Source organism: Mesorhizobium sp. LNJC391B00 (genome assembly GCF_000502535.1).
Classification (GTDB): Bacteria; Pseudomonadota; Alphaproteobacteria; order Rhizobiales; family Rhizobiaceae; genus Mesorhizobium.
Genome location: NZ_AYWI01000005.1, coordinates 227,034 through 251,055 on the forward strand (window position 1 = coordinate 227,034; position 24,022 = coordinate 251,055).

General features: G+C 63.3%; 24 protein-coding genes and 1 tRNA gene. 8 read left to right on the plus strand and 17 right to left on the minus strand.

Translation table 11 applies throughout. The features are described from left to right. Positions 1–8: 8 nt before the first annotated feature. A complete protein-coding gene (locus X750_RS150320) occupies positions 9–602 on the minus strand; it encodes a biotin transporter BioY (RefSeq protein ID WP_023705510.1) in 594 nt (197 codons plus the stop codon). A gap of 117 nt (positions 603–719) precedes the next feature. Between X750_RS150320 and X750_RS150315 the strand changes: the two genes are divergently transcribed. Next, entirely contained in the window at positions 720–1,628 is a 909-nt protein-coding gene (locus X750_RS150315; RefSeq protein ID WP_023747530.1) for an MBL fold metallo-hydrolase, read from the plus strand. Positions 1,629–1,632: 4 nt separating this feature from the next. On the opposite strand, the gene X750_RS150310 is transcribed toward X750_RS150315, so the two are convergent. Together X750_RS150310 and X750_RS150305 are read right to left on the minus strand one after the other, a co-directional pair. Further along, entirely contained in the window at positions 1,633–2,415 is a 783-nt protein-coding gene (locus X750_RS150310) for a DUF1499 domain-containing protein (protein WP_023747531.1), read from the minus strand. 122 nt (positions 2,416–2,537) lie between these two features. Further along, positions 2,538–4,166: a fatty-acid--CoA ligase gene (locus X750_RS150305; RefSeq protein ID WP_023747532.1), complete on the minus strand. Its 1,629-nt coding sequence runs from the start codon at positions 4,164–4,166 to the stop codon at positions 2,538–2,540. Positions 4,167–4,478: 312 nt separating this feature from the next. On the opposite strand from X750_RS150305, the gene X750_RS150300 reads away from it, so the two are divergent. After that, positions 4,479–4,838 (plus strand): hypothetical protein, encoded by a 360-nt coding sequence (locus tag X750_RS150300; RefSeq protein ID WP_023670697.1) that lies wholly within the window; start codon positions 4,479–4,481, stop codon positions 4,836–4,838. 160 nt (positions 4,839–4,998) lie between these two features. Next, positions 4,999–5,388 (plus strand): DUF427 domain-containing protein, encoded by a 390-nt coding sequence (locus X750_RS150295; RefSeq protein ID WP_023731365.1) that lies wholly within the window; start codon positions 4,999–5,001, stop codon positions 5,386–5,388. A 165-nt stretch (positions 5,389–5,553) separates the two neighbouring features. Here the strand turns inward: X750_RS150295 and X750_RS150290 are convergent, their stop codons facing one another. From X750_RS150290 to ppdK, 3 genes are all read right to left on the minus strand, one after another. Continuing rightward, positions 5,554–6,324, minus strand: a complete 771-nt coding sequence (locus X750_RS150290) for a polysaccharide deacetylase family protein (protein ID WP_050588131.1) — start codon at positions 6,322–6,324, stop codon at positions 5,554–5,556. An 89-nt stretch (positions 6,325–6,413) separates the two neighbouring features. Next, a complete protein-coding gene (locus tag X750_RS150285; RefSeq protein WP_023747534.1) occupies positions 6,414–7,514 on the minus strand; it encodes a glycosyltransferase family 9 protein in 1,101 nt (366 codons plus the stop codon). Between the two features lie 174 nt (positions 7,515–7,688). Continuing rightward, on the minus strand, positions 7,689–10,394 hold the full coding sequence (gene ppdK / locus X750_RS150280; protein ID WP_023747535.1) for a pyruvate, phosphate dikinase: 2,706 nt from the start codon (positions 10,392–10,394) through the stop codon (positions 7,689–7,691). A 210-nt stretch (positions 10,395–10,604) separates the two neighbouring features. On the opposite strand from ppdK, the gene X750_RS150275 reads away from it, so the two are divergent. Then, complete coding sequence (locus tag X750_RS150275) at positions 10,605–10,949, plus strand: VOC family protein (RefSeq protein ID WP_023747536.1); 345 nt, start codon at positions 10,605–10,607, stop codon at positions 10,947–10,949. Positions 10,950–11,059: 110 nt separating this feature from the next. Further along, a tRNA-Gln gene (locus tag X750_RS150270) sits at positions 11,060–11,134 on the plus strand. Between the two features lie 117 nt (positions 11,135–11,251). Here X750_RS150270 and X750_RS150265 read toward each other — a convergent pair. The 4 genes from X750_RS150265 to X750_RS150250 all read right to left on the minus strand — a co-directional run bounded on the left by X750_RS150265 (position 11,252) and on the right by X750_RS150250 (position 17,723). Further along, positions 11,252–11,560, minus strand: coding sequence for a hypothetical protein (locus X750_RS150265; RefSeq protein WP_023670691.1), 309 nt, complete (start codon positions 11,558–11,560; stop codon positions 11,252–11,254). A 1,229-nt stretch (positions 11,561–12,789) separates the two neighbouring features. After that, positions 12,790–16,248 (minus strand): chromosome segregation protein SMC, encoded by a 3,459-nt coding sequence (smc, locus tag X750_RS150260; protein WP_023747537.1) that lies wholly within the window; start codon positions 16,246–16,248, stop codon positions 12,790–12,792. A gap of 69 nt (positions 16,249–16,317) precedes the next feature. Beyond that, positions 16,318–17,049, minus strand: a complete 732-nt coding sequence (locus X750_RS150255; RefSeq protein WP_023687169.1) for a DsbA family protein — start codon at positions 17,047–17,049, stop codon at positions 16,318–16,320. A gap of 167 nt (positions 17,050–17,216) precedes the next feature. Next, positions 17,217–17,723, minus strand: coding sequence for a DUF721 domain-containing protein (locus tag X750_RS150250; protein ID WP_023687168.1), 507 nt, complete (start codon positions 17,721–17,723; stop codon positions 17,217–17,219). 50 nt (positions 17,724–17,773) lie between these two features. Here X750_RS150250 and mutY point away from each other — a divergent pair, with 50 nt between their 5' ends. Continuing rightward, complete coding sequence (gene mutY, locus X750_RS150245) at positions 17,774–18,895, plus strand: A/G-specific adenine glycosylase (protein WP_023747538.1); 1,122 nt, start codon at positions 17,774–17,776, stop codon at positions 18,893–18,895. Between the two features lie 22 nt (positions 18,896–18,917). Further along, positions 18,918–19,529, plus strand: coding sequence for an HAD family phosphatase (locus X750_RS150240; protein WP_023706678.1), 612 nt, complete (start codon positions 18,918–18,920; stop codon positions 19,527–19,529). Positions 19,530–19,577: 48 nt separating this feature from the next. On the opposite strand, the gene X750_RS150235 is transcribed toward X750_RS150240, so the two are convergent. Then, entirely contained in the window at positions 19,578–20,711 is a 1,134-nt protein-coding gene (locus X750_RS150235) for a site-specific DNA-methyltransferase (RefSeq protein WP_023668392.1), read from the minus strand. Positions 20,712–20,899: 188 nt separating this feature from the next. Here X750_RS150235 and X750_RS150230 point away from each other — a divergent pair, with 188 nt between their 5' ends. Next, on the plus strand, positions 20,900–21,586 hold the full coding sequence (locus X750_RS150230; RefSeq protein ID WP_023706677.1) for an HAD family hydrolase: 687 nt from the start codon (positions 20,900–20,902) through the stop codon (positions 21,584–21,586). Between the two features lie 5 nt (positions 21,587–21,591). On the opposite strand, the gene X750_RS0132755 is transcribed toward X750_RS150230, so the two are convergent. From X750_RS0132755 to X750_RS150205, 6 genes are read right to left on the minus strand one after another with little or no spacing between them, the layout of a single operon-like run. Continuing rightward, positions 21,592–22,023, minus strand: coding sequence for a DUF1801 domain-containing protein (locus X750_RS0132755; RefSeq protein ID WP_023668394.1), 432 nt, complete (start codon positions 22,021–22,023; stop codon positions 21,592–21,594). Between the two features lie 13 nt (positions 22,024–22,036). Next, entirely contained in the window at positions 22,037–22,495 is a 459-nt protein-coding gene (locus X750_RS150225) for a DUF1801 domain-containing protein (RefSeq protein ID WP_023668395.1), read from the minus strand. Positions 22,496–22,498: 3 nt separating this feature from the next. Then, a complete protein-coding gene (locus X750_RS150220; RefSeq protein ID WP_023668396.1) occupies positions 22,499–22,720 on the minus strand; it encodes a hypothetical protein in 222 nt (73 codons plus the stop codon). Positions 22,721–22,745: 25 nt separating this feature from the next. Further along, a complete protein-coding gene (locus tag X750_RS150215; protein WP_023668397.1) occupies positions 22,746–23,138 on the minus strand; it encodes a VOC family protein in 393 nt (130 codons plus the stop codon). A gap of 57 nt (positions 23,139–23,195) precedes the next feature. Then, the gene (locus tag X750_RS150210; protein ID WP_023668398.1) at positions 23,196–23,621 is read right to left on the minus strand and encodes an SRPBCC domain-containing protein; all 426 of its coding nucleotides are present in this window, start codon (positions 23,619–23,621) and stop codon (positions 23,196–23,198) included. Next, positions 23,618–23,941: a metalloregulator ArsR/SmtB family transcription factor gene (locus X750_RS150205; RefSeq protein ID WP_023668399.1), complete on the minus strand. Its 324-nt coding sequence runs from the start codon at positions 23,939–23,941 to the stop codon at positions 23,618–23,620. Before X750_RS150205 ends, X750_RS150210 begins: the two co-directional genes overlap by 4 nt. Between the last annotated feature and the right edge of the window lie 81 nt (positions 23,942–24,022).

A 24,022-nucleotide genomic window follows, 5' to 3' on the forward strand; every position in this document is an offset into this window, starting at 1 on the left:
CCTCCGTTTCAGGGCTGCTTGGGCAGCAGCGACCATACCGCCGGCACCAGGCTGGCGGCGAGCGCAACCTTGATCAAATCCCCGAGGACGAACGGCAAAACGCCGAACTGCCACGCCTTTTCCACGCCGATGAGGGTGGCCAGCCAGGCAAAGCCCATGGCCATCATGACGATTTCGGCGACCAGCATGGCGTTGAACAACTTGATCGGGTGGCGGTCCCAGCCGCGGTCGGCGGCCCAGCCGACAATGGCCGCCATGACGACGAAGCCGGCGAGATAACCGCCGGTGCCGCCGATCATGTAGGCGATGCCGATGCCCTTTTCAGGCGTGCTTTGGAAGACCGGGAAGCCCATGGCGCCTTCGGCCATGTAGAGAAGCAGGGTAGCGACGCCAAGCCGCAGGCCAAATGCGGTGGCGATCAGCAGGACGGCCAGCGTCTGCATCGAGATGTCGACCGGCCCGAGCACGACTTTCGTCTTGGCCGACAGGGTCAAAAGCAGCGTTCCGGCGATCGCCAGCAAAAGCTGGGTTGCCAGGCGCTGCGCGCCCTCCTGGGGCAAAGCGAGAGAAACAAGCGGGCGCATCGTCGTTGCAAGTGCCATGGTCTTCCCCAATCCGGATTGCCGCAGATCGCGGCCTTGCGTTTTTCTATATTGGCTTCCGTGTTATGCGGCAATCAGTTTTGCCGTCTTCCTGAACAGAGATTCAACGACACCGCCATGGCGCTCAAATTCGACACCAGCTTCGATCCGGCCTATGGCGAGGGCGTCACCGTTGCGCCGGACGTCTTGCGCGTCACCGCCAAAAACCCCAGCCCGTTCACCTTTCACGGCACCAACAGCTACATCGTCGGGCGCGATACGCTGGCGGTGATCGATCCCGGCCCCGATGACGAGGCGCATTTCCAGACGCTGCTCAAGGTGATCGCAAACCGGCCGGTCAGCCATATCTTCGTCAGCCACACGCATCGCGACCATTCTCCGCTGGCCGCCCGGCTGAAAGCGCACACCGGCGCTATTGTACTGGCCGAAGGCCCGCACCGCCCGGCAAGGCCGCTGCGGATCGGCGAGATCAACCCGCTCGACGCCAGCGCCGACACGGTTTTCGTCCCGGAGATCGCGCTGCCCGACAATGCGCTGGTCGAGGGCGATGACTGGACGATCCGGACGGTGCTGACGCCGGGCCACACCGCCAATCACGCGGCATTTGCGCTCGAAGGCACCGGCATCCTGTTTTCAGCCGACCATGTGATGGCGTGGGCGACATCGATCGTGGCGCCGCCGGACGGAGGGATGGCCGACTACATGGCCTCGCTCGACAGGCTGATCGCGCGCGGCGATCGCCTGCTGCTGCCCGGCCATGGCGGCCCGGTGACCGCGCCGCGCAGCTTCATGCGCGGCCTCAAGACCCATCGCAAGATGCGCGAACGGGCGATCCTCGAGCGGATCCGCGACAGCGACCGGACGATCCCGGACATGGTCAAGGCTATCTACCGGGACACCGACCCACGCCTGCATGGCGCCGCCGGCCTGTCGGTGCTTGCCCATCTCGAAGACCTGGTGGCGCGCGGCCTGGTTGCTACCCAGGGTGACCCGGCCATCGACGGCGTTTTTGTGCCAGTGGGGTAGAGAACTATTCAGCCGGCGCGGCACCCACCTGCCCCGCGACCTCCCGGTCGAGCTCGGCCAGAAACTCCACAATCCGCGCGGCGTTGTCGCCGAGGTCGTAGCGGCCGTAGCGGGAGGCTGAGCGCATGTCGACGACGATCGTGTCGCCGTCATTGCTGACCCGGATGGCGACGTCGGCGGGCAGGCCGACCACGAAGCTCCGGGCAACGGCCGATATCGTCACCTCGTCCTGACCGTCCGTCACCGGATATGGCGCAGTAAGTTGCCAATCGCGGCGGTCGAGCACGGTTTCAACGGCGTCGACGACGGTTTCGAAAGGCAGATTGTAGCTATGCCCGGTGACCAGCGGATAGGCGTCGGCCTGCAGGCGCGCTTCGCCCGGCGTTGGCAGCGCGAGCACGTTCATGTCCTTGGTGCGGTCGCTGGTGTCGAGCACTGGCGGATTGTCGAGGTCCGTCGTGATGTCCCTCAGGGGCGGCGTGGTCGCCGCCAAATAGGTGGCAAAGCCGTAGGGCGTCAGCACCAGCAGCGCCAGCAGGGCGCCGACCGAGAGGTCGCGGCCGCCACGGTCGCCGAAATGCCACAGCCGGGACAAAGCGAGGCCGGCAAACAGCAAGGCGAACGCGGCAAGCAGGGCGACGATCGCCAGCACCCACAGGAAGGCCGGCGTTTCGACCAGTTCGAAATGATGGCCGGCCAGCACGGTCAGCAGCAGGACCAGGGCAAAAGCGCCCGTGCGCCGCGACCAGCCGGCCGCCTTCGATGTCTGCCGCTCGTCAATTTCCATTGTCTTCAGCACCGCCCCAACCCGCACAGACGCTTAGAGCAAAGGATGCTCAAATTGAACATCCCCTGCCCTAACGTTTTTGCCGCCGGTAGCTTGAAGGTCAAGGAATCGCACGGTCCCGATCAATCCGTCGGCAGGCGGTAGTCGCTGAACTGCTTGCGCAAGGTGATCTTCTGGATCTTGCCGGTGGCGGTGTGCGGGATTTCGCTGATGAAAGCGACGTCGTCGGGCATCCACCATTTCGCCACCTTGCCGTCCATGAACGCCAATATATCGGCCTTGCTCGGCTCCTTGCCGGGTTTGGCGACCACGACCAGCAAGGGCCGTTCGCCCCATTTCGAATGATGGACGCCGATCGCCGCGGCCTCGGCGACATCGGGATGGGCGACGGCGAGGTTCTCCAGGTCGATGGTCGATATCCACTCGCCGCCCGACTTGATGACGTCCTTGGCGCGATCGGTGATCTGCATGTAGCCGCCGGAATCGATATGGGCGACATCGCCAGTGTCGAACCAGCCGTCCTTGTCGAACTGCTCGGCTCCGACGCCGCCATAATAGGCGCTGGCGACGGCTGGACCGCGCACCTTCAGCCGGCCGAAGGTCTTGCCGTCCCAAGGCAGTTCCTTGTCGTCGTCATCCGTCACCTTCATCTCGACCCCGAAGGGCGGGTAGCCCTGCTTGCCCTGGATATCGAGCCGGTCCTCGCCCTCGAGCGCTTGATACTGCGGCTTCATGGTGCACAGCGTGCCGAGCGGCGACATTTCGGTCATGCCCCAGGCATGGATGACTTCGACACCGTAATTGTCCTGGAATTTCCTGATGATGGCGCGCGGGCAGGACGAGCCGCCGATGACGACTTTGCTGAGATAGGGAAGCTTCTTGCCGGTCTCTTCCAGATGCTGCAGCAGCATCATCCAGACGGTCGGCACGGCGGCGCTGAAGGTCACCTTCTCGGTGTCGAGCAGCTCGTAGATCGAGGCGCCGTCCATCTTGCAACCGGGCATGACCAGCTTGGCGCCGATCATCGGCGCGCTCTGGCCAAGGCCCCAGGCATTGGCATGAAACATCGGCACGACGGGGAGGATCGTGTCCCGCGCGGAGAGGCCCATGGCGTCGGGCATGGCGGCGATCATGGCATGCAGCACATTCGAGCGGTGGCTGTAGAGCACGCCTTTGGGATCGCCCGTCGTGCCGGAGGTGTAGCACATGCCGGCTGCGGTGTTTTCGCCGAAAACCTTCCAGGCGAAGTCGCCATCGGCCTCGTTCAACCAGTCCTCATAGGCAACCACATTCGGCAGCGTCGTTTCAGGCAGATGCGCCTTGTCGGTCAGGACGATCACCTTTTTCAGCGATTTGACCGCGCCGGCGATCTTTTCCAGCAGCGGCATGAAGGTCAGGTCGACGAAGATCCCTCTATCCTGCGCATTGTTCATGATCCAGACGATCTGCTCGGGGAACAAACGCGGGTTAAGCGTATGGTAGATGGCGCCGATGCCCATGATGCCGTACCAGGCCTCTATGTGGCGCGCCGTGTTCCAGGCCAGGGTCGCGATGCGGTCGCCGAGCACAAAGCCATCGCGCTCCAACCGTTGAGCGACCTTGAGCGCGCGGCGATGAACTTCAGCATAGGTGGTGCGAACGACAGGACCTTCGATCGAGCGCGAGACGATCTCGCGCGTCCCGTGCTGCCGCTCGGCATTGTCGATCAGCTTGTGGCAGAGCAGCGGCCATTCCTGCATCAGTCCGAGCATCTGGTTCCTCCCATTGCTTCCTCGTTTTTCCCGTCTTTTGTTCCATTGTGGGACGAACGGACGGATTGTCCAGCCATGACGTCTCCAACCGTTAACGGCTGAAGCAAGCAGTGATCGAAAGGCGGGGAAAACCGCCACAATCCGGCCATCGTCGACGTTAAGGTTCGTTAACGGGGTAGGGGTGCGGATTGGCGACTGAAAGAGGTTCGCATGGACACGCAGCTCGACGACAAGCAGATCGACGACAGGCAGATCGACGACAGGCAGATCGACGACAGGCAGCTGGCTGACAGCGGGGCCGAAGACGTGCAGTTGGACGATATTCAACTCGACGACAAAGAGCTTGAAGACACGCTTGCCGCAAGTCTGGCCGATCTCGTGCCGGAGGCCAAAAAGGTTTCCGAAGACGAATTTGTCGAGGTGGTCGGCGGCGCCCTTGAGGCGGTCGGCGGCACGCTGCTGTTCAAAATGTGCGTCCAGAACGAAGGCGAAGGCCAGCATGTCGCCGCCGCATCGATCGGCGACGGCGGCAATCGCCAGTTCCTGCTGCTCACCTTGCCGACAGGCGGCGGCCCACTGAAGGTCGAGACGACGTCAAGAAGCACCAACCCGGTAGCCGGTATTGCCGCGGCCTATGCCGGCCTCATGGACGTGTTCAAGACCGCAGCCTGAGCATTCCACGCGGGATCGTTTTTAATGATCGGAAGGCCAGCTCTGGCCTACTGGCAAATGCTTGCGCAACGGGTTCTCCAGACACATTTTAGAGACATGGGAAGCAATCCCGCACGCTCTCAATCGGACTGTGCTCCCAATCGAAGAAGGAGAACCCCGCATGGACCAGATCGCCAACCCCGCCCCCGGCTTTCAGAGCAATCCCGGCAAGGTCATCACCGTCGAACCCTATCGCGGTACCGTGGTCGTGCGTGCCGGCGATACGGTGATCGCCTCATCGACGCGGGCGAAGCTTCTGTCCGAACCGCCCTACCGCCAGGCATTCTACATCCCCTTCGAAGACATCGACTTCACCCAGCTCGGCAAAACCACCCTGTCGACCCACTGCCCCTACAAGGGCGACGCCAGCTACTGGAGCGTGCTGCCGGCCGGCGAGACCGGCAAGGACGCAATGTGGGGCTATGAGCAGCCGTTCGACGAAATGGCTGAGATTCGCGACCACGGCGCCTTCTATCCTGACAGGGTGACGATCGAAGCAGCACCGGCCTGAGCAAGCGACTCAAGCCGCCGTTGCTCGCTTCGTCATCCCAGGGTCTTCGCGACGGAGCTTCGCTCCTGTTTCACCCTGGGATGACGAAGCTCAGAGGCCTCGGCTAATCTCAAACGTCGGCGACGTCAGTCCAAAGGCGATGAAACTGCCTGCCGCCGCCTGATCCTAATCAGTCGTCCCGTCGTTGCCGACACCGTCGGCGTCATCCAGCCGCACGAACGTCAGCCCCTTGGCCTTCAGCGCGAGCAGACCTTGCACGACGCCCTCGCCGGCGGCGTGGGTCGGCTGGTTGATGTGGGCGATGATGACATCGCCATCCTTGGCGGCGGCGATGCGCCGGGCAGTTTCTGTTGCGCCGAGCAACGAGCCGCCATCGCCGTTGATCGAAAAGCCGGCGACCTTGAAGCCAAGCTTGCGGATCATGGCGATAGCCGACGGGCTGTATTCGGCGGTCGCGCCGCGAAACCATTTCGGCGCCGGCTCGCCGGTGCCAGCGAGAGCGGCAGCGCCCGATTCGACTTCGGCCTGCACCGCTTCCGGGCTGCCGGCGCTGCGGATGCCGTAGATCTTGCGCGGCGTGTCAACGGCCGGGATGTGATGGCCGCCATGGTTTTCCAGTTCGAACAGGTCCGGATGCGCGCGCATGATCTCGACGGCGGCGGCGTTGCGCTTCAGCCAGATACCGGTGACGAAGATCGTCGCCGGAATCCGGTTCTCCACCAGCGCCGACAGGATCCTCGTATCGGTCTGCCCGCCGCAGGCGTCGAGCGTAAGCGCGACGCGGCCGACACTGCTACCGTCCTCAGCCTTCAGATGCAGCGCCGGCTCGACAAGCGGCGCGGCCTGGGCCGAGGACACGGCCACGATAGATAGCGCCAAGGCGCAAAACAGCTTTTGCAAGGGATGCCTGTCTTGTCTGAGAATCGGCGCTGTCATAGCCGCATCCCAGGACCCGCAACAAGGCGGAAATCGGGATAGTGGCCGTGAGAAAGCTGATATCCAGACAATGTGACCGCCGCGCACCGTCAGACGGCGTGTTCCAGTTCCACATGCGTGCGTGACAGGACTTCGCGCACGGCCGCGACGACCGGTTCGACCTCGAGGCGCCAGACGCAGCAGGCCTTGCTGGGATCGAGCGGATTGCACAGGCTGCCCGCCACGCAATTGCACGGCATGGATGGCTGCAAGGCGAGGCTGGGCACGCCGACCGGTCCCCAGACGGCCGGGCTGGTCAGGCCGAACAGGCCGACAACCGGCGTTCCGGCCGCTGCTGCCATGTGCATGGGGCCGCTCTCATTGCCGACAAACAGCCGCGCCTGCTGCAACACCGCCAGCAGCGTTTCCAGCGACAGCGCGCCGACGAGGTTGACGATCGACGCGGCACTGGCGAGGATCTGCTCGGCCGGCTTGCGCTCGTCAGGGCCGCCGACGAGTACGAAATCCAGTCCGGTTTCGCGCGAAATCGTGTCGATCACGGCGGCAAAGCGTTCATGCTGCCAGCGCCGGCCGTGAAAACTGGCGCCGGCATGCACCGCGATAAAGCCATTTGGCCGCAGATGGTGTTTGTCCAGCAATGCCTGGGCCCTCGCCGTCTCCATCGGCAATGGCCGAATCGACGGCACCCGCACGCGCAGACCGACGCCGAGCGGCTCGAGCGGCGAAAGGTAGCGGTAGAGATAGTGACGTTCGCCAAAACCGAACGGCTCGGCAAAGACATTGGCGGGCTGGCGCTCATGCCAGCGCAGCGGCCTTTCCGGAGGATTGTAGCCGATGCGGGTGCTGGCGTTGAGGAACCTGACGATGAGCCGCGATGTCTTTGAATCGGTGAGGTCGATGGTCAGGTCGAAACGGAATTGGCGCAGCTGGCTGATCATCGAATAGAGCTCGCGTCCACGCTCCAGCGGGGTGCCGCGCATGGCGGCGCGGCGGAAGCTGACGACCTCGGCGGCGATGCCGTGCGCGGTGACGAAACTGGCGAGGCGCGCCTCGCAGAGAAAGACGATCCTGACACCGGGATATTCGAGCTGCAGGTTCTTGGCGAGCGTGGAGGACAGAACAACATCGCCGATGAACTTGGTCTGGATAATCAGGATCGAGCGGAAGGGTCTGGGCGAAATCTGTAACATCTTTTTCTCGGCACCGGGCGGGTTGGGGGGCCGTGAAATTGGGAAGAAACGATGTCGGGATTGCGTGTTGGGGCGCGCACATCGGCGTGAATTTGCTTACAAAATCGTAAGCTTAGCGCCAAACGGCCACGCAGGGGTGGCCGTTTCATCGATACCGAAAGGACTATGTCGAAATCAGGATGCCGCGGCGCTCTTTTTGGGGCGCGGCACTGCTGTTTTGGCAATCTGCACCGCGGCTTGGGCTGCGGCCAATCTTGCGATCGGCACGCGGTAGGGAGAGCACGAGACATAGTCGAGGCCGACCTCTTCGCAGAAGCGGATCGAGGCCGGATCGCCGCCATGTTCGCCGCATATGCCGAGCTTGATGTCGGGCCGCGTCGCCCTGCCCTTCTCGGCAGCCATGCGCACCAGTTCGCCGACGCCCTCGATGTCGAGCGAGACGAACGGGTCCTGCTCGATGATACCTTTCTGCCGATAGGTCTCGAGGAAGGATGCTGCGTCGTCGCGCGAGATGCCGAAAGTGGTCTGGGTGAGATCGTTGGTGCCGAAGGAGAAGAACTCGGCCGTAGCGGCGATGACGTGGGCGCGGATCGCCGCGCGCGGAAGCTCGATCATCGTGCCGGTGAGATAGTCGATCTTGACGCCGGTCTCGTCCATGACAGCCTTGGCGACCGCATCGATGCGCGCCTTGACGTAGTCGAGCTCCTTCACCAGGCCGACCAGCGGCACCATGATCTCGGGAACGACCAGCGCGCCGGCTTTCTTGCCGGCCTCGACGGCTGCCTCGAAGATGGCACGCGCCTGCATCTCGGCAATCTCGGGATAGGAGACGGCGAGACGGCAGCCGCGATGGCCGAGCATCGGGTTGAACTCGTGCAGGGCTTCTGTGCGCTGCCTGAGCTTGTCGGGCGAGACGTTCATGGCGGCGGCGACCTCCGCCACCTCCGCTTCCGTCTTGGGCAGGAATTCGTGCAGCGGCGGATCGAGCAGCCGGATCGTCACCGGCAGGCCGGCCATAATCTCGAACAGTTCGAGGAAATCCGAGCGCTGCATCGGCAACAGCTTGGCAAGTGCGGTGCGGCGGTCCTTCTCGGTATCGGCCAGGATCATCTCGCGCATAGCGACGATACGCTCGCCGTCGAAGAACATGTGCTCGGTGCGGCAGAGGCCGATGCCTTCGGCGCCGAAGGAGCGCGCCATGCGCGCATCGAGCGGCGTCTCGGCATTGGTGCGCACCTTCATGCGGCGCACCGCATCGGCCCATTCCATGATGGCGGCGAAATCGCCCGACAGTTCCGGCTGCAGCATCGACACGGCGCCCTTCAGCACCTGGCCGTTGCTGCCATCGATGGTGATGATGTCGCCCTTGCGGAAGGTCTGGCCCATCGACATCAGCGTGCCGGCCTTGTAGTCGACACGCAGCGAGCCGGCGCCCGAAACGCAAGGCTTGCCCATGCCGCGCGCGACCACGGCGGCGTGGCTGGTCATGCCGCCGCGCGTGGTCAGGATGCCTTCCGAAGCATGCATGCCGTGAATGTCTTCGGGGCTGGTTTCGATGCGCACCAGGATTGCGTTGCGACCTTGCGTCTTCAGATCCTCGGCATCGCCCGAGGAGAAAACAATCTCGCCGGTCGCCGCGCCCGGAGAAGCCGGCAGGCCGACGCCGATGACATCGCGCGCGGCCTTGGGGTCGATGGTCGGATGCAACAGCTGATCGAGCGAGGCCGGATCGATGCGGGCGACCGCCTCCTCCGTCGTGATCAGCTTGTCGCGCGCCATTTCGACGGCGATCTTCAGCGCCGCCTTGGCGGTGCGTTTGCCGGAACGCGTCTGCAGCATCCACAATTTGCCGCGCTCGATGGTGAATTCGAGGTCCTGCATATCGCGGTAGTGCTGTTCCAGGCGGTCGGAGATGTCGACGAAGGAGCGAAACGCGTCCGGCATCAGTTTCTGCAGCGACGGCTTGTCGGAGCCAGCGGCAATGCGCGCCGCCTCGGTGATGTTTTGCGGCGTGCGGATGCCGGCCACGACATCCTCGCCCTGCGCGTTCACCAGGAACTCGCCATAGAGCATCTTTTCGCCGGTCGAGGGGTTGCGGGTGAAGGCGACGCCGGTGGCTGACGTCTCGCCCATATTGCCGAACACCATGGCCTGGACATTGACCGCCGTGCCCCAGCTTTCCGGGATATCGTGCAGACGCCGGTAGGTGATGGCGCGGTTGTTCATCCAGCTGGAAAACACCGCGCCGATCGCCCCCCACAGCTGCTCGTGCGGGTCCTGCGGAAACGGCCTGTCGAGCTCCTCCTCGACCTTGGCCTTGTAGAGGGCGATGACGCTCTGCCATTCCTGCGCTGTCAGTTCGGTGTCGAGCTCGTGGCCGAGGCTCGCCTTCTGGTCCTCCAGGATTTCCTCGAACACTTCGTGGTCGAGACCCATGACGACATCGGAATACATCTGGATGAAGCGGCGGTAGCTGTCATAGGCAAAGCGGGCATCGCCGGAATCGGCTGCCAGCGCCTCGACCGTCTCGTCATTGAGGCCGAGATTGAGCACGGTGTCCATCATGCCCGGCATCGAGGCCCTGGCCCCGGAGCGGACCGAGACCAGAAGCAGCTTCGACGGATCGCCGAAACGGCGCCCGGTCAGTTGCCCGATATGGTCCAGCGCCTTGACGACGTCGGCCTTCAACGCGGCCGGATAGCTGTTGCCGTTGGCATAATAGGCGTTGCAGACTTCGGTGGTGAGGGTGAAGCCCGGCGGCACCGGCAGGCCAAGACTGCACATCTCGGCCAGATTCGCGCCCTTGCCGCCGAGAAGGTTGCGGTCGCCCGCACGTCCCTCCGCGGCGCCATCGCCGAAGGTGTAGACCCATTTGGTCATGCTCGCCCTCCAAGTCCTCGGAAGATAGAACACCGGGGCCAAGACCCGGTTCCCCCGCGACCCGAGCGTTATTATGCTGCAGTGCGAAAGGCAAGGTGTGGCAGCGAAGCCCGGCGACTACAATCGATTAAGCAAAAGCTGCGTCGAAAAGACTTGCCGGATCGCTGCCCAGGATATAGAACATATAGGGAACAAGTTGGGAGCAGCGTGATGAAACTCAACGGAAAACTCGACTATCTCGAACTGCCCGCGACCGGCGCGACGCTGGACAGCGTCAAGGCTTTCTACAGCGCCGCCTTCTCGTGGTCGTTCACCGATTACGGGCCGACCTATTCGGCCTTCGGCGAAGGGCTCGATGGCGGCTTCCAGGCCGATGCAGCCGAGGCTACGGCGAAACCATTGCCGGTGCTCTATTCGCAGGATCTGGAAGCAACGCTCGACGTTGTCGAAAGCGCCGGCGGCACGATCGTCAAGCCGATATTCTCGTTCCCGGGCGGCAGGCGGTTCCATTTCACCGATCCCGCTGGCAACGAGTTGGCGGTCTGGGGCGAATAGCGCGTCCCCGCGCGAAGCGGTGGCTCAGTTTTGCACAGTGGCCAACTCGGCATTGAGCTTTCGTGCCGCTCGTCCTATAAGGCCGCGCGCAGCGGGCAAAGCTCGTTTGCTGGGGCGTCGCCAAGTGGTAAGGCATCGGTTTTTGGTACCGACATTCCCAGGTTCGAATCCTGGCGCCCCAGCCAAATCACATGCCTTTGGAATCAATGATTTACCGACCTTATCGATGGCTGCCGTCAGGAGCTATCTGACTCCCACGCGACCCCGACTCCGTTGACAGAGCCGGGGCCGTGCGGAGAGGATCAGTAATCGTTGTCGTCCTGGATGACGACGGGATGATGCCGATGATGTCGATAATAGCGATGATGGCTGCGCTCGATCGAGCCGGTCACGATGACCGTATCCCGGCGATGATGTCTGCGGCCGTGGTCGTAGAAGGCAACCGTGCCGTGTCTGCGGTGATGAAGGCGTTGACCCTGGTCATTGATGACCTTTACGCTCCTGTGATGATGTCGATGGTGGGTCGTGATGACCACGTCAGCTTCGGCTGCCGGAGCTATCGTCGGCATGGCAATGAACAGCGCCAAGGCGCTCACGATCATTGTTTTCATTGTAATATCTCCACCTGCTAATTATCCCTTCGCGGGGATAACCGCGTCCCATCCCTTTGGTTCCGAGTAGCGTCGTCGGTCCACGGGCGCGATCAGTGACGGCTGCTCCCGTGCAACACGGCGTATCGAAAGAAGAAGTTGCGACAGCAGCTCCTGTTGGCAACTTCTGGTAAAGGCGCTCTTTCAAGCCGACCACCAGGGTTACGCCACTCGACAAAGGAGCGCTGCACAGGACCCTTCTATGTCGTCGCGTTCGATCTCCTGATCTGTGACGGGAAACACCCGTCTTGCGAGGAAGAACGTCGGCACAATTTGTGAGATTTACCAGACCAATCAGGCCATTTCAGATCCCATAGGTCGGGCCGTCTCAGATCCCGTAAGAAAGTGCAAGGTAAACCACCGGCGCCAAGATCAGCAGAACCGCGATTCCGATAACCACTGCGATTGCCAGGCGCTCTGTTCGCCTGACAAGCTCAGTGACCTTGTCGTCGTCAGCCGATGGTATGAGGTCAAGAACGGAAGAAACTTCCGCAGGACTGTCGTTGTCGTTTGCGGGTCGGGTTGCGCCGTCACGCACTGATCTCTGGACAAAGGTCACTGTTAGCCTCGCTGTTGAAACGCACGCCGTTGGCGGTGTCACGACAATCGGGTGCCCGCTAACCTCTCAGGAATGGCGGGCACCCGATTGACCACCGATGAAGGGACTCATGCTCGGCAGCCCGGTTCCAATGTATCGGGAGGGCATAGGTTGCCCGCCTTCAGGCCTATGGCTCCGACGTCAGGACTTCAGTCATACCCTGTTCGGACCTTGGTCTGGCAATCGACGAAGCGATGGCCGCCATTTGTTTCGACGCAGAAAATGCGGGAACATTAGTAGGCTCTTACGAGTTCACTCCCAGCAACTAATTCGGGAGAGATACGGTGAACAACATAATCTGGCTCATCGGAGCAGTCGTTATCGTGATTGCGATACTGAGCTTCCTGGGCTTCCGATAAACGTGGCAGCTGAATTGCTGTCGGAGCCTATTGCCATTTGCGCCTTGTAGGCATCGCTTTCGCGTTGGCCGGCGCTTTGCATGTGGGCTTTGGCGTTCGCTCTCAGGTGGCGCTTAAATTCCTTCTCTTCAAACCTTACAGAATGCGCGTCGCAAGCAGGTCGCAAGGGCGACGGTCCTGTTGCAACAGTCGGATCGAGGCCATCGCCGACGAAATCAACAAAGCATGCTGCGTCAGCTCGCCTCGCGCATCGCCTCGGCGGCCTGCAGATCGACCGAGACCAGTTGGCTGACGCCCTGCTCGGCCATGGTCACGCCGAACAGGCGGTTCATGCGCGCCATGGTGATCGGGTTGTGGGTGATGATGACGAAGCGCGTCTCGGTGGTCGCGGCCATTTCGTCCATAAGGTTGCAGAAGCGCTCGACATTGTGATCGTCGAGCGGCGCGTCGACTTCGTCGAGCACGCAGATCGGCGCCGGATTGGTCAGGAACACGGCAAAGATCAGCGACATCGCCGTCAGTGCCTGCTCGCCGCCGGACAGCAGCGTCATGGTCTGCGGCTTCTTGCCGGGCGGACGTGCCAGGATTTCGAGCCCGGCTTCCAGCGGGTCGTCGGATTCGATCAGCTGCAATTCGGCCGTGCCGCCACCGAACAGATGCGAGAACAGCCGCTGGAAATGGCCGTTGACCACCTCGAAAGCGGCAAGCAGCCGTTCGCGGCCTTCGCGGTTCAGGCTCTGGATCGCTTGCCTCAGTTTGCGGATCGCCTCGATGATGTCCTCGCGCTCGGAAACGATGGCCTCCAGCCGGTCCGACAGTTCCTTCTGCTCTTCCTCGGCGCGCAAATTGACGGCGCCGAGCCGCTCGCGCTCAACCTTCAGCCGGTCGAGCTGGCGCTCGATGTCGCCCATTTCGGGCATCGGGCTGTCGGCTTCCAGGCCAGTATGGCGAATGACCAGATGCGGCGGCGTGTTCAGCGTTTCCTGGATGCGCGCCTCGACCTCGAGCCGGCGCTCATCGGCGGCGGTCAAACGCTCTTCGGCGCGGACGCGGGTTTCGCGGGAATCGGCCAGCGACTGGATCGCCGCGGTGGCGGCCTTGTCCAGCTCGGCCTGCTTGTTCTCGGCCTCCTGCAAGCGGTCGGCGGCCGCCTTGCGCAAGGTCTCTGCCTCGGTCAGCTGCGACAGCAGCGCGCGCCGCCTGGCGTCGATCTCGTCGGGGGCGTCGGCCAGCGTTTCGCGCTCGGCCTCGGCCTCGGCCCTGCGCTCGCCGAGAGAGGCGATCTGGGTCGAGGCGTTTTCGGCCCGCTGCAGCCAGTTGCTGCGCTCGGCGCCGATGGCATCGAGCCGGCGCGTGCGCGCCTCGGCTTCGCGGCGCAGGCCTTCATGGACGGCACGCGCGTCGGCCAAGGTTGCGCGATCGCGGCTGACATTGGCGGCGGTCTGTTCGAGCTGAAGTTGCAGGTCACCGAGATCGGGGGCGTCCTGCAGCAGCATTTCGGCCTCGGCGAAGGCGGCGGCCGTCTCTTCATGGCTGTCGACGATGCGCGCGCGCGCCTCGTCGAGCGCGGCGCGGCGGCTTGCCAATTCGCCGCCGGCCTTTTCGGCCTCGGCCAAGGCGTTGCGGGCGGCGTCCAGGCCGTGCTGGGCATCGCGCCCGGCCTGGCGGGCATTGCGTTCGGCCTCACTCGCCTGGCGGAGTGCCTGTTCGGCCTGGGCAAGGGCGGCTTCGGCCTCGCGCACGATCTGCGTCGCCTGTACCGCCTCCGCATCGAGCTCGGCCAGCCGGTTCTTCTGCGCCAGCCTTTGCGCGGCCGCGGTCGGTGCATCGGCGCTGGCGGTCAGCCCGTCCCAGCGCCACAGCGCGCCGTCGCGGCTGACCAGCCGCTGGCCGGGAGCGAGCAGAGCCTGCAGCCGGCGGCCGTCAGAGGTGTCGACAATGCCGATCTGCGCCAACCGTCGGGCAAGCTGCGAAGGCGCGCGCACCACGCTGGCGAGGCTCTTGAGGCCTTCCGGCAAGGCCGCATCGCCTGATTGAACCTGGCTTTCGCCCCAGTGCACCGGCGCGCTGCGGTCGAGCGGCACGTCGAGATCCTCGCCAAGCGCAGCACCAAGGGCCGTCTCATAGCCGCGTTCGACGCTGAGTTGCTCCAGCACCGACGGGAAAAGATCGCCGCTGGCGGCATTGAGGATCTTGGCCAGCGTGCGGGCTTCGGTCTCGATGCCGGCGAGTTCGGCCCTGGCATCCTGCAGCGGCGGACGGGCGGCACTCTCGGTGGCGCGCGCCTCGGCGACCGCCTGTTCGGCAGCAATGGCGCCGGCCTCGGCCTCCTCCAACCGGGCGAGCGCGTCCTCGACCAGAGCGCGCTTCTCGGCGGGATCGGGCAAGCCCGCAACCTTCGACACAATCTCGGACAATTCGCGGTCGACATCGGCCAGCTGGCGGGCAAAGCGATCGCGGCGTTCGGCGTTTTCGCGCAGCGTTCGTTCGATCTGATTGCGCGCGGCGGCGGCCTCGGCGCGTTCGGCGGTCAGCGCAGCGAGCTTGGCTTCGCTCTGCGACAGCGTTGCGCCGGCCTGCTCGAAAGCGGCCCGCGTCGTGGCCTCGCGCTCGGCGGCGCCGGCATTTTCGGAGTTGAGCGTGGCTTCTTCCTCGCGCAGGCGCTCAAGAATATCCGCATTGTCGCGGACCATGCGCTCCTCGCGGGCGATGTCGCCGTCGAGCTGCTGCAGCCGGCGCTCCAGTTCGGCCTGGCGGGCGCGGATGCGGCCAGCCTCCTCCTCGATCTGAGCCTTGGCGATCGACAGGCGCTGGAAGGCGGCAGCCGCGGCGGCCTCGGCATCGCGCAGATCGGGCAGCCGGTGGGCGCCGATGCCTTGCTCACGGGCGGCAGCCATCTGGGCGGCGGCGCGGTCGCCGACCAGAGCTGTGGCAACCGCCAATGCCGAACGCGCATCGCCCTCCTGGGTTTTGGCCAAAGTCCAGCGCAGATGCAAGAGCGTGGCTTCCGCCTTGCGGATATCGGCCGACAGGTTCTTGAAGCGCGATGCCTGGCGCGCCTGGCGCTTAAGGCTTTCGATCTGGCTCTCCAGTTCGCCGACGACATCGTCCAGCCGTTCCAGATTTTGTTCGGCCGCCTTCAGCCGAAGCTCGGCCTCGTGACGGCGCGTGTGCAGGCCGGAAATGCCGGCGGCCTCTTCGAGCAGCGCGCGGCGCGCCTGCGGCTTGGCCTGGATCAGTTCGCCGATGCGGCCCTGTCCGACCATGGAAGGCGAGCGCGCGCCGGTCGACTGGTCGGCGAACAGAAGCTGCACGTCCTTGGCGCGGGCTTCCTTGCCGTTGATGCGGTAGAGCGAGCCGGCTTCGCGCTCGATGCGGCGCGACACTTGCAATTCATCGGCGTCGTTGAAGGCGGCGGGCGCGGTCCGGTCGCTATTGTCGAGGAACAGCGTGACTTCGGCGGTGTTGCGGGCCGGGCGCGTTCCCGAGCCGGAAAAGATCACGTCGTCCATGCCGGACGCGCGCATGTTCTTGTATGAGCTTTCGCCCATCACCCAGCGCATCGCCTCGACAAGGTTCGACTTGCCGCAGCCATTCGGCCCGACAATGCCGGTCAGGCCACGTTCGATGACGAACTCGCCGGGTTCGACGAAGGACTTGAAGCCGAGGAGGCGAAGGCGCGAAAACTTCATTCGCGCCTGCCTGGAAGGCACAAAGGTGCGCTGACGCCGAAGCGCAGTCGCTCCGGCGCCGCCTGGACGTCAGAGCAGAGGGTCGATGATGGCCGATATTTCCTCAATCGACATCGCACCTTTGTAGGTTTTCCCGTTGATGAAGAAGGTCGGCGTCGAGTCGACCTTGAATTCATCGGCGCCGCGCTTCTGGACCGATCTCACATCGTCCAGAAGTTTCTGGTCCGTCAAGCAGGCCTCGAAGGACTCCTGTGTAAAACCGGCGAGCTTGGAGATCTGCAGCAGCGCATCCTTGGTATTGTTGACGCCGACCCAGTTGGCCTGCTGCTTGAACAGCACGTCGACCATCGGGAAATAATTGTCCTTCGAACAGCGCGCCAGCATGAAACCGGCCTCGGCGCTCGGATCGAACGGGAATTCGCGCAGGATGTAACGCGCCTTGCCGGTGTCGATGTATTTGGTCTTCAACTCAGGGAAGGTGGTCGCCGCGAAATGCGCACAATGCGGGCAGGTCATCGAAGCATATTCGACGATGGTGACCTTGGCGTCATCCTTGCCGAGTTGCTTGTCGGGCAAAGCGCCGGGCTTCAGCAGTTCGGCCATGTCGACATTGCCGGAAGACTCCGGGACCTTGACGGCGGCCGGAGTGGCAGGCGTCGAAGCAGGCACCGCGGGAGCCGCAGGCTTCACATCCGCTGCTTTGGCATCCTCCCCTGAATCGCTGCATGCGGCGAGCATAGCCACTGCCGGAATGACGGCCAGCGAAGACAGGAGGTTTCTGCGGGACAAGCTACGGTTCATGCGAATCACCTGACTGTGGTTTGATTTTGCAACGCAAAGGCTAGAAAAGGCGAGAGTTGGCGGGAATTAAGGCATCGCCGTCCCCATTCCAATCGCCAAACTCTACATGCAGGATCACGAATGCGCGAGATAGATGACGCGTTCATGACCGACTGATTACCGATTGATTACCTTGGCCGCTTCCTTTGGCCAAGAATTGTGGCGCCAAGACGCTCCAGCGAGGCGCGCAAGCCTTCATCCTCGATCTTGCCGACGGTATCGGACAATTTGGCCTTTTCGACAGAAGTCAGTGCTCTCGGCGTCGGTTTCGGCCGGGCTTTGTCCCTCAGCACCGGCTTTTGCACGATCCGGATCCTGCCGATCGCGTTGAAGCCGAGAAAGGCATTGACGCGGTTGATGATCTCGCCGGTCTCGTGCTGTAGGTGCAGCGCGGCCATGCCCTCGCAGGCGATGACCAGCACCGCCGGCTCGAACGGATCGTCCTCATGCATGCGGCGCGGCCACTGGATTTTTTCGGGGCGCGAATGGCCGGCGAGCCTGGGGCCGGCGATCTCTTCCCATGACTGCACCAGCCCGATCGAAATGCCGGCCCGCTTGCGCAGCACGGGGTCGAGGATCGCGGTCGCGAGATCGCTCACCGGAACGGGATTGCCGTAAGGCGTTCTCCCTGCCATGTACGTTCTCCAGCCACGTTCCTCACCAGCCTAGAGCCAGCCCGCGATCAATGGCACTGCACGAACAGACCCGCAAGGCCGCATCCGGACCAACTCTATCGGGAGAGATCGCCGCGCGTCTGCTTGCCTGGTACGACGCGCACCATCGCGAACTGCCGTGGCGGATCACGCCGCACGCCGCGGCCGGCGGTGCACGGCCGGACCCCTATCGCATCTGGCTTTCGGAAGTGATGCTGCAGCAGACCACGGTCGAAGCGGTAAAATCCTATTTTCGCGCCTTTGTCGAGAAATGGCCTGATGTGAAGGCGCTGGCGGCTGCGCCGGCCGAGGATGTGATGAAGGCCTGGGCCGGGCTCGGCTATTATTCACGAGCGCGCAACCTCAAGGCCTGCGCCGATCTGGTTGCGAGCCAGGGCGGCCGTTTTCCCGACAACGAAACGGGATTGAGGGAATTGCCGGGGATCGGCGCCTATACGGCGGCGGCGATCGCGGCGATCGGCTTCAACCGTCCGGCGGCGGTCGTCGACGGCAATGTCGAACGTGTCATCTCGCGGCTCTATTCGATCGCAACGCCGCTCAGCGAGGCAAAGCCTGAAATCCGCGCGCTCGTCGAAAGACTGGTTCCGCAGACAAGGCCGGGCGACTTCGCTCAGGCGATGATGGACTTGGGCGCTACGATCTGCACACCAAGACGGCCGCGCTGCATGCTGTGCCCGGTGCGCGAGGATTGCAGCGCCATCCTGTCCGGCGACCCCGAGCGCTTTCCGGTCCGCCTGCCCAAGGTTGACAAACCACTCAGGCGGGGTGCCGCCTTCGTCGTCGAGCGCGGCGACGGCGCCATCCTGCTGCGCAAGCGGCCTGACAAGGGCCTGCTCGGCGGCATGACCGAGGTGCCGACCACAGGTTGGACAGCGCGGATCGACGGCGCAACCACTTCGGAGGCAGCGCCCTTCGCTGCGGACTGGCGGCGCGCCGGAGAGATCGCGCATGTCTTCACCCATTTCGCGCTCGAACTCGAAGTCTTTCACGCTCAAGTGAAAAGTGATGCGCCGGAAGGGCATTTCTGGTCGCTGGCCCATGACATTTCCGGAGAAGCGCTGCCGACCGTCATGAAAAAGGTCATCGAAGCAGCGATACCGGGCGCAACCAAAAAACACCGCCCGATTGACTAGCATTCGCTTTGAAAGGCCAGAAATGACTGAAATCCGCCATATCGTGTTCGACATCGGCCGCGTCTTGCTCCACTACGATCCGAACATTCCGTTCAGCCGCCTCATTCCCGATGCCGAAGAGCGCAAGTGGTTCTTCGACAATGTCTGCACGCATGACTGGAACATCGAGCAGGATCGTGGCCGGACGTGGGAAGAGGCGGAAGCGCTGCTGATCGCGGATTACCCGGATCATGCTGAAAACATTCGCAATTTCCGGCGCTATTGGAACGACATGGTGCCGCATGCCTATGAGGACAGCGTCGCCATCATGCTCGGCCTGATCGAGAGCGGCCGCGACGTGACCATGCTGACGAACTTCGCCGCCGACACGCTTGCCGAGGCAAGACTGCGCTTCGATTTCCTTAGCCGCCCGCGCGGCGTGACCGTGTCGGCCGATATCCGTGAGATCAAGCCCGACCGCGCCATCTACGACCATCACGTGGTCGCGTTCGGCCTGGAGCCCTCCGCCACGCTGTTCATCGACGACAGCCCCAGGAATGTCGACGGAGCCAGGGCGGCTGGCTGGAATGCTGTGCTGTTCACAGATGCAAAAACGCTCAAGGCGGACCTAGAGCGGTATGGCATCGCGGTGTGAGCCGCGCAGAGGCCGGAAGGTAGCGCTCTACGACTTTACACCCTGAGATCAAGCCCCTGCCCGTTCCATGCCGAGCCTGGCGATGCGGCGCAGTTCGTCGATCGGGGTCAGGCCGCCCGAGCGCTCATAGTGCCAGAAGGTCCAGCCATTGCAGGCGTCCAGGCCCTGCACTTCGGCGCCGATCTTGTGGATCGAGCCGGCGCTGTCACCGATGGCAACCGTGCCGTCGGCGCGTACCTTGGCCGACCAGCGCTTCTTGGCATCGTAAAGCGTGGCGCCGGGCTGCATAAGCCCGGTATCGATGAGGCTGACAAAGGCGACGCGCGGCTCGGCGCGCTTGCCGGTGAGCACGGTGAGATCGGCGGTTTCCAGCGGCCGCACGGCATCGATGCGCTCATTGGCGGCGTCGATATAGGCCTGCTCGCGCTCGATGCCGACGAAATGGCGGCCAAGCCGCTTGGCCACGGCGCCGGTTGTGCCGGATCCGAAGAACGGGTCGAGCACGATGTCGCCCGGCTTGGTCGAGGCCATCATGATGCGGGCGAGCAGCGCTTCCGGCTTCTGCGTCGGATGCAGCTTGTCGCCATTGTCGTTCTTCAGCCGCTCGCCGCCAGTGCAGATCGGGAACAGCCAGTCGGAGCGCATCTGGATGTCGTCGTTCGATGCCTTCATGGCTTCGTAGTTGAAGGTATAGCCCTTGCCCTTCTGGTCGCGCGAGGCCCAGATCATGGTCTCATGCGCGTTCTGGAAGCGGCGACCGCGGAAATTAGGCATTGGGTTGGTCTTGCGCCAGACGACATCGTTGAGGATCCAGAAGCCGAGATCCTGCATCTTGGCGCCGACGCGGAAGATGTTGTGGTAGGAGCCGATGACCCAGATGGTGCCATTCGGCTTCAGCACGCGGCGTGCCGCCAGGAGCCAGGCGCGGGTGAAGGCGTCATAGGCCTCGAAACTCTCGAACTGGTCCCAGTCATCGTCGACGGCGTCGACCTTGGACTGGTCGGGCCGGTGCAAATCGCCGTCGAGTTGCAGATTGTAAGGCGGATCGGCGAAGATGACGTCGATGGATTTTTCCGGCAGCCGGTCGAGCGCGGCGACACAATCGCCCTTGAGGATCGTGTCCAGCCACTCGGATTGCTGGGGGGCGTGGGAGAGGTCGGCGAGAAGACGCACGGCAGACATTTTTACACCCAAGGCACGCGTTACTGTTTACTCCCCATTATGGTTACCGATCAGCGTAAATATTCGGTGAAGGACGCAACGGTCCAGGCAGCCCTGACGTCGTCAATTTGCGCAGCCCGGCCCGTTGGTGTATGTCGCGCCGCTTGAGCCTTGCCGGGCCTCCATCACCCTCCCTCGTTCGGATTGCCATGCCCCAGCCAGATCTTGTCATCTTCGATTGCGACGGCGTGCTCGTCGATTCCGAAATCATCGCAGCCCGCGTCGAGGCCGAATTGCTGACCTTGGCCGGATATGAAATCTCGGCTGAGGAATACGCCGAAACCTATGCCGGACTGACCTTCAAGGACATCATGATGCGGGTCGAGCAAAAATCCGCCATCCCGTTCCAGGCCTCGATGATCGACCGGGCCGAAGAGCTGGTCGACCGCAAACTGCGCAGCGACGTGCGCGCCATCGACGGCGTGCGCGAGGCGGTCGCCGCGGTCACCGCGCCGCGCTGCGTCTGCTCGAACTCACGCTTGGAGCGGATCGAGTTCATGCTCGAGAAAGTGGGCCTGCTGCCGTTCTTCGCCGGCCGGATTTTTTCAGCGCTGGAAATACCAAGCAAGAAAACCAAGCCCGCGCCGGATGTGTTCCTGATCGCGGCGCAGCAACTCAACGCCAATCCGGCAAACACCTTCGTCATCGAGGATTCGGTGCACGGCGTCACCGGCGCCAGGGCCGCTGGCATGCGCGTGATCGGCTTCACCGGCGCCGCGCACAGCTATCCCGGCCATGCCGATGTGCTGACCGAAGCCGGCGCCGAAACCGTCATCCGCCGCTGGGCCGAACTGAAAAGTGTGGTTGCCGCTCTGTCGGAATGGTCGGACGCCTGAACCGATCAGTCCTTGGCTTTGGCCGACTTGGCCGGTTTCTTCTTTGCCCTGTTGTAGGCAATCGCGGCACGGACGAGCGCTTTCAGCGCATCCGCATCGATCTCGTCGCCCTCCGCCACATCGATGGCGCGCCACACCTTGCCGTTGAGCCCGTTGTTGAACAGCCTGTCGGGATCCGGCAGGCTGGCGCCGTGAGAAAAGGTCAGCTTCACCTTGTCCTTGTGAGCGTTGCCGACGGCGATCATGCCGTCGCGTGACCATACCGGGCTGCCCATCCACTTCCACTCCTCGATGATTTCCGGGTCGGCGTCGAGGATGGTCTTGCGCAGGCTGGCCAACGTCTTGCCCCGCCAATCGTCCAGCTCCCGGATTCGGGCATCTATCCGCTCGGAGGCAGAGGCGCCTCCCTCGTCCTTGCTCGACATGCTGACCTTCATGGTCTGCCTCCGTTCACATCTTCTCGCCGGGCAATCGGCTGGCCTGGCTCACCCAGGAGGCGAAGCGGGCTTCGTCGATCTCTTCGCCTTCATGGATGTCGAGATAGCGCACTTCCTTTTGCCTGGAACCGCCGGGAGGCACAGGATCGAGCGACGTGCCGCGAAAGAAGGCGACTTTGACGTATCTGGTGAAGCAATGCAGGCTGAGGAACCAACCCTCGCCCTCGATGCCATAGAACGGTGAGTTCCACTTCACCGCCTTGCAGACGCTGGGGACGGCGCTGACGATAAGTGCGTCGATCCAGCGCCCGACATCGCTTTTCCAGCCCGGCATGGCAGCAATATAGGCCTGCACCGGAGCGTCCCCATAGGCCTTCGGGATCTGCGGGTTGCCGCCCGAAAGCAGGACCGGCTTTTCCGGCTTGTCTGGGGCCGGTTTTGCGACCTTCGATTTTCCCGGCGCCTTGGCCATGTCCTACCCTTGCGCGCCCTGCTCGCCACGCGATCTCGCGACGTAAGGCAGCACGAACATGTAGAGGCCGCTGAACAGCAGCAGGAATAGCGGCAGCAGCGGCGAATAGACCACCCAGGCCGGAGGTTGCCCGAACGCCATGGTGATGAAATTGGCTGCCACGGTCAGCGTGAAGATGATCGACAGCCAACGATGGGTTTGACGTATCCATTTGCTCAAGTTCATTGCAACTTCCTCTTGAAACCAGCGCCTACCAACGCGCCAGTTGGGTGATCTGGATGAGATTGCCGCAGCTGTCGTTGAGCTGGGCGATAGTCGAGCCGGTCACTTCTGTCGGCGCCATGGCGAACGCACCGCCGCGTCCCTTGATGCGCTCGTAATCACCCTTGACGTCGTCGGTGAACAGCATGAGCGCGGGCTGCCCCTGCTTGAAGATGGCCTGCTGGTAGGCCTTGGCGGCCGGGTTGTCGTTGAGCGCCAGCTGTAGCTCGGCTCCCTCGGGCTCATCGGGTGAGATGACGGTCAGCCAACGAAAAGGCCCATTGCTGAAGTCGGCCTTCACGGCAAAGCCCAGCACGTCGGTGTAGAAGCGCAGTGCGTTGTCCTGGTTGTCCACATAGACGCTGGTCAGCTTGATCTTCATCGATTTACTCCTTTTTGCATTCGGTGCCCCGCGATCAGGGCATGGTACCGGCAGGCTTCAATCCGGCTTCGCCAGGACCTGCTCCAGCTTGGTGAGGAATTGCTGCCACCCGGCCCTGGCGCCGCCATAGGCCTGCTTCTGGCTCGGATGGAAGCCCGACTGCTCGACGCGCAGATGGGTTCCCGAGCTCGTGGGTGTGAGCGTGAACGTCACCACGCTCGTCAGATTGTAGGCGGCATCCTCATGCGCAAAATCCCAGCTGTAGGACAGCGTCCTGTTTTGCTCGATGGCCAGCACCTCGCAGTCGAGCACGCCGCCCCAGTCGCCGCGAAGATTGAAGCTGTGGCCGACGACAGGCTTGAAATCGTTCTTCATGAGCCATTCCTCAATCAGATGCGGCTGCGTCAACGCGCGCCAGATCTTCTCCGCCGGCCAGGATATTTCACGTTCGACGACGACGGTGCGCAGCTCGGGATTGCTCACTGGTCCATCCTTTTCAGCAGGCTCTCGAGATCATCGAAGCGGCTCTCCCAGAATCCAGTCATTTGAACTGTCCAGTCGGTCAGCGGGCCAAGTGCCGCGGGCTGGGCGCTGTAGTGGGTCTGGCGTCCGGCGTGGCGGTCACGCACCAGGCCGGCCAGCTTCAGGACGCCGAGATGCTTCGACACCGCCGGTTGCGAGACCCCGGACTGCGCCGTCAGCGCCCCCACGGTCTGCTCACCTTGGCGGCACAAGCGCTCGAAGATGGCCCGCCGGGTCGGGTCGGCAAGCGTTCTGAACAAAGTATCGTGGGCGTCCGGCATCGGGATCAATAACCTGCGAGCTATTGATTGACGTATAACCGCCGGGATATGGATGAGTCAAGTGCGCTGGCGGAATGGATC

Coding starts and splice junctions, on each gene's coding strand:
- X750_RS150320 (WP_023705510.1), bottom strand. CDS start 602: ATGGCACTTGCAACGACGATGCGCCCGCTTGTTTCTCTCGCTTTGCCC.
- X750_RS150315 (WP_023747530.1), top strand. CDS start 720: ATGGCGCTCAAATTCGACACCAGCTTCGATCCGGCCTATGGCGAGGGC.
- X750_RS150310 (WP_023747531.1), bottom strand. CDS start 2,415: ATGGAAATTGACGAGCGGCAGACATCGAAGGCGGCCGGCTGGTCGCGG.
- X750_RS150305 (WP_023747532.1), bottom strand. CDS start 4,166: ATGCTCGGACTGATGCAGGAATGGCCGCTGCTCTGCCACAAGCTGATC.
- X750_RS150295 (WP_023731365.1), top strand. CDS start 4,999: ATGGACCAGATCGCCAACCCCGCCCCCGGCTTTCAGAGCAATCCCGGC.
- X750_RS150290 (WP_050588131.1), bottom strand. CDS start 6,324: ATGACAGCGCCGATTCTCAGACAAGACAGGCATCCCTTGCAAAAGCTG.
- X750_RS150285 (WP_023747534.1), bottom strand. CDS start 7,514: ATGTTACAGATTTCGCCCAGACCCTTCCGCTCGATCCTGATTATCCAG.
- ppdK (WP_023747535.1), bottom strand. CDS start 10,394: ATGACCAAATGGGTCTACACCTTCGGCGATGGCGCCGCGGAGGGACGT.
- X750_RS150275 (WP_023747536.1), top strand. CDS start 10,605: ATGAAACTCAACGGAAAACTCGACTATCTCGAACTGCCCGCGACCGGC.
- X750_RS150265 (WP_023670691.1), bottom strand. CDS start 11,560: ATGAAAACAATGATCGTGAGCGCCTTGGCGCTGTTCATTGCCATGCCG.
- smc (WP_023747537.1), bottom strand. CDS start 16,248: ATGAAGTTTTCGCGCCTTCGCCTCCTCGGCTTCAAGTCCTTCGTCGAA.
- X750_RS150255 (WP_023687169.1), bottom strand. CDS start 17,049: ATGAACCGTAGCTTGTCCCGCAGAAACCTCCTGTCTTCGCTGGCCGTC.
- X750_RS150250 (WP_023687168.1), bottom strand. CDS start 17,723: ATGGCAGGGAGAACGCCTTACGGCAATCCCGTTCCGGTGAGCGATCTC.
- mutY (WP_023747538.1), top strand. CDS start 17,774: ATGGCACTGCACGAACAGACCCGCAAGGCCGCATCCGGACCAACTCTA.
- X750_RS150240 (WP_023706678.1), top strand. CDS start 18,918: ATGACTGAAATCCGCCATATCGTGTTCGACATCGGCCGCGTCTTGCTC.
- X750_RS150235 (WP_023668392.1), bottom strand. CDS start 20,711: ATGTCTGCCGTGCGTCTTCTCGCCGACCTCTCCCACGCCCCCCAGCAA.
- X750_RS150230 (WP_023706677.1), top strand. CDS start 20,900: ATGCCCCAGCCAGATCTTGTCATCTTCGATTGCGACGGCGTGCTCGTC.
- X750_RS0132755 (WP_023668394.1), bottom strand. CDS start 22,023: ATGAAGGTCAGCATGTCGAGCAAGGACGAGGGAGGCGCCTCTGCCTCC.
- X750_RS150225 (WP_023668395.1), bottom strand. CDS start 22,495: ATGGCCAAGGCGCCGGGAAAATCGAAGGTCGCAAAACCGGCCCCAGAC.
- X750_RS150220 (WP_023668396.1), bottom strand. CDS start 22,720: ATGAACTTGAGCAAATGGATACGTCAAACCCATCGTTGGCTGTCGATC.
- X750_RS150215 (WP_023668397.1), bottom strand. CDS start 23,138: ATGAAGATCAAGCTGACCAGCGTCTATGTGGACAACCAGGACAACGCA.
- X750_RS150205 (WP_023668399.1), bottom strand. CDS start 23,941: ATGCCGGACGCCCACGATACTTTGTTCAGAACGCTTGCCGACCCGACC.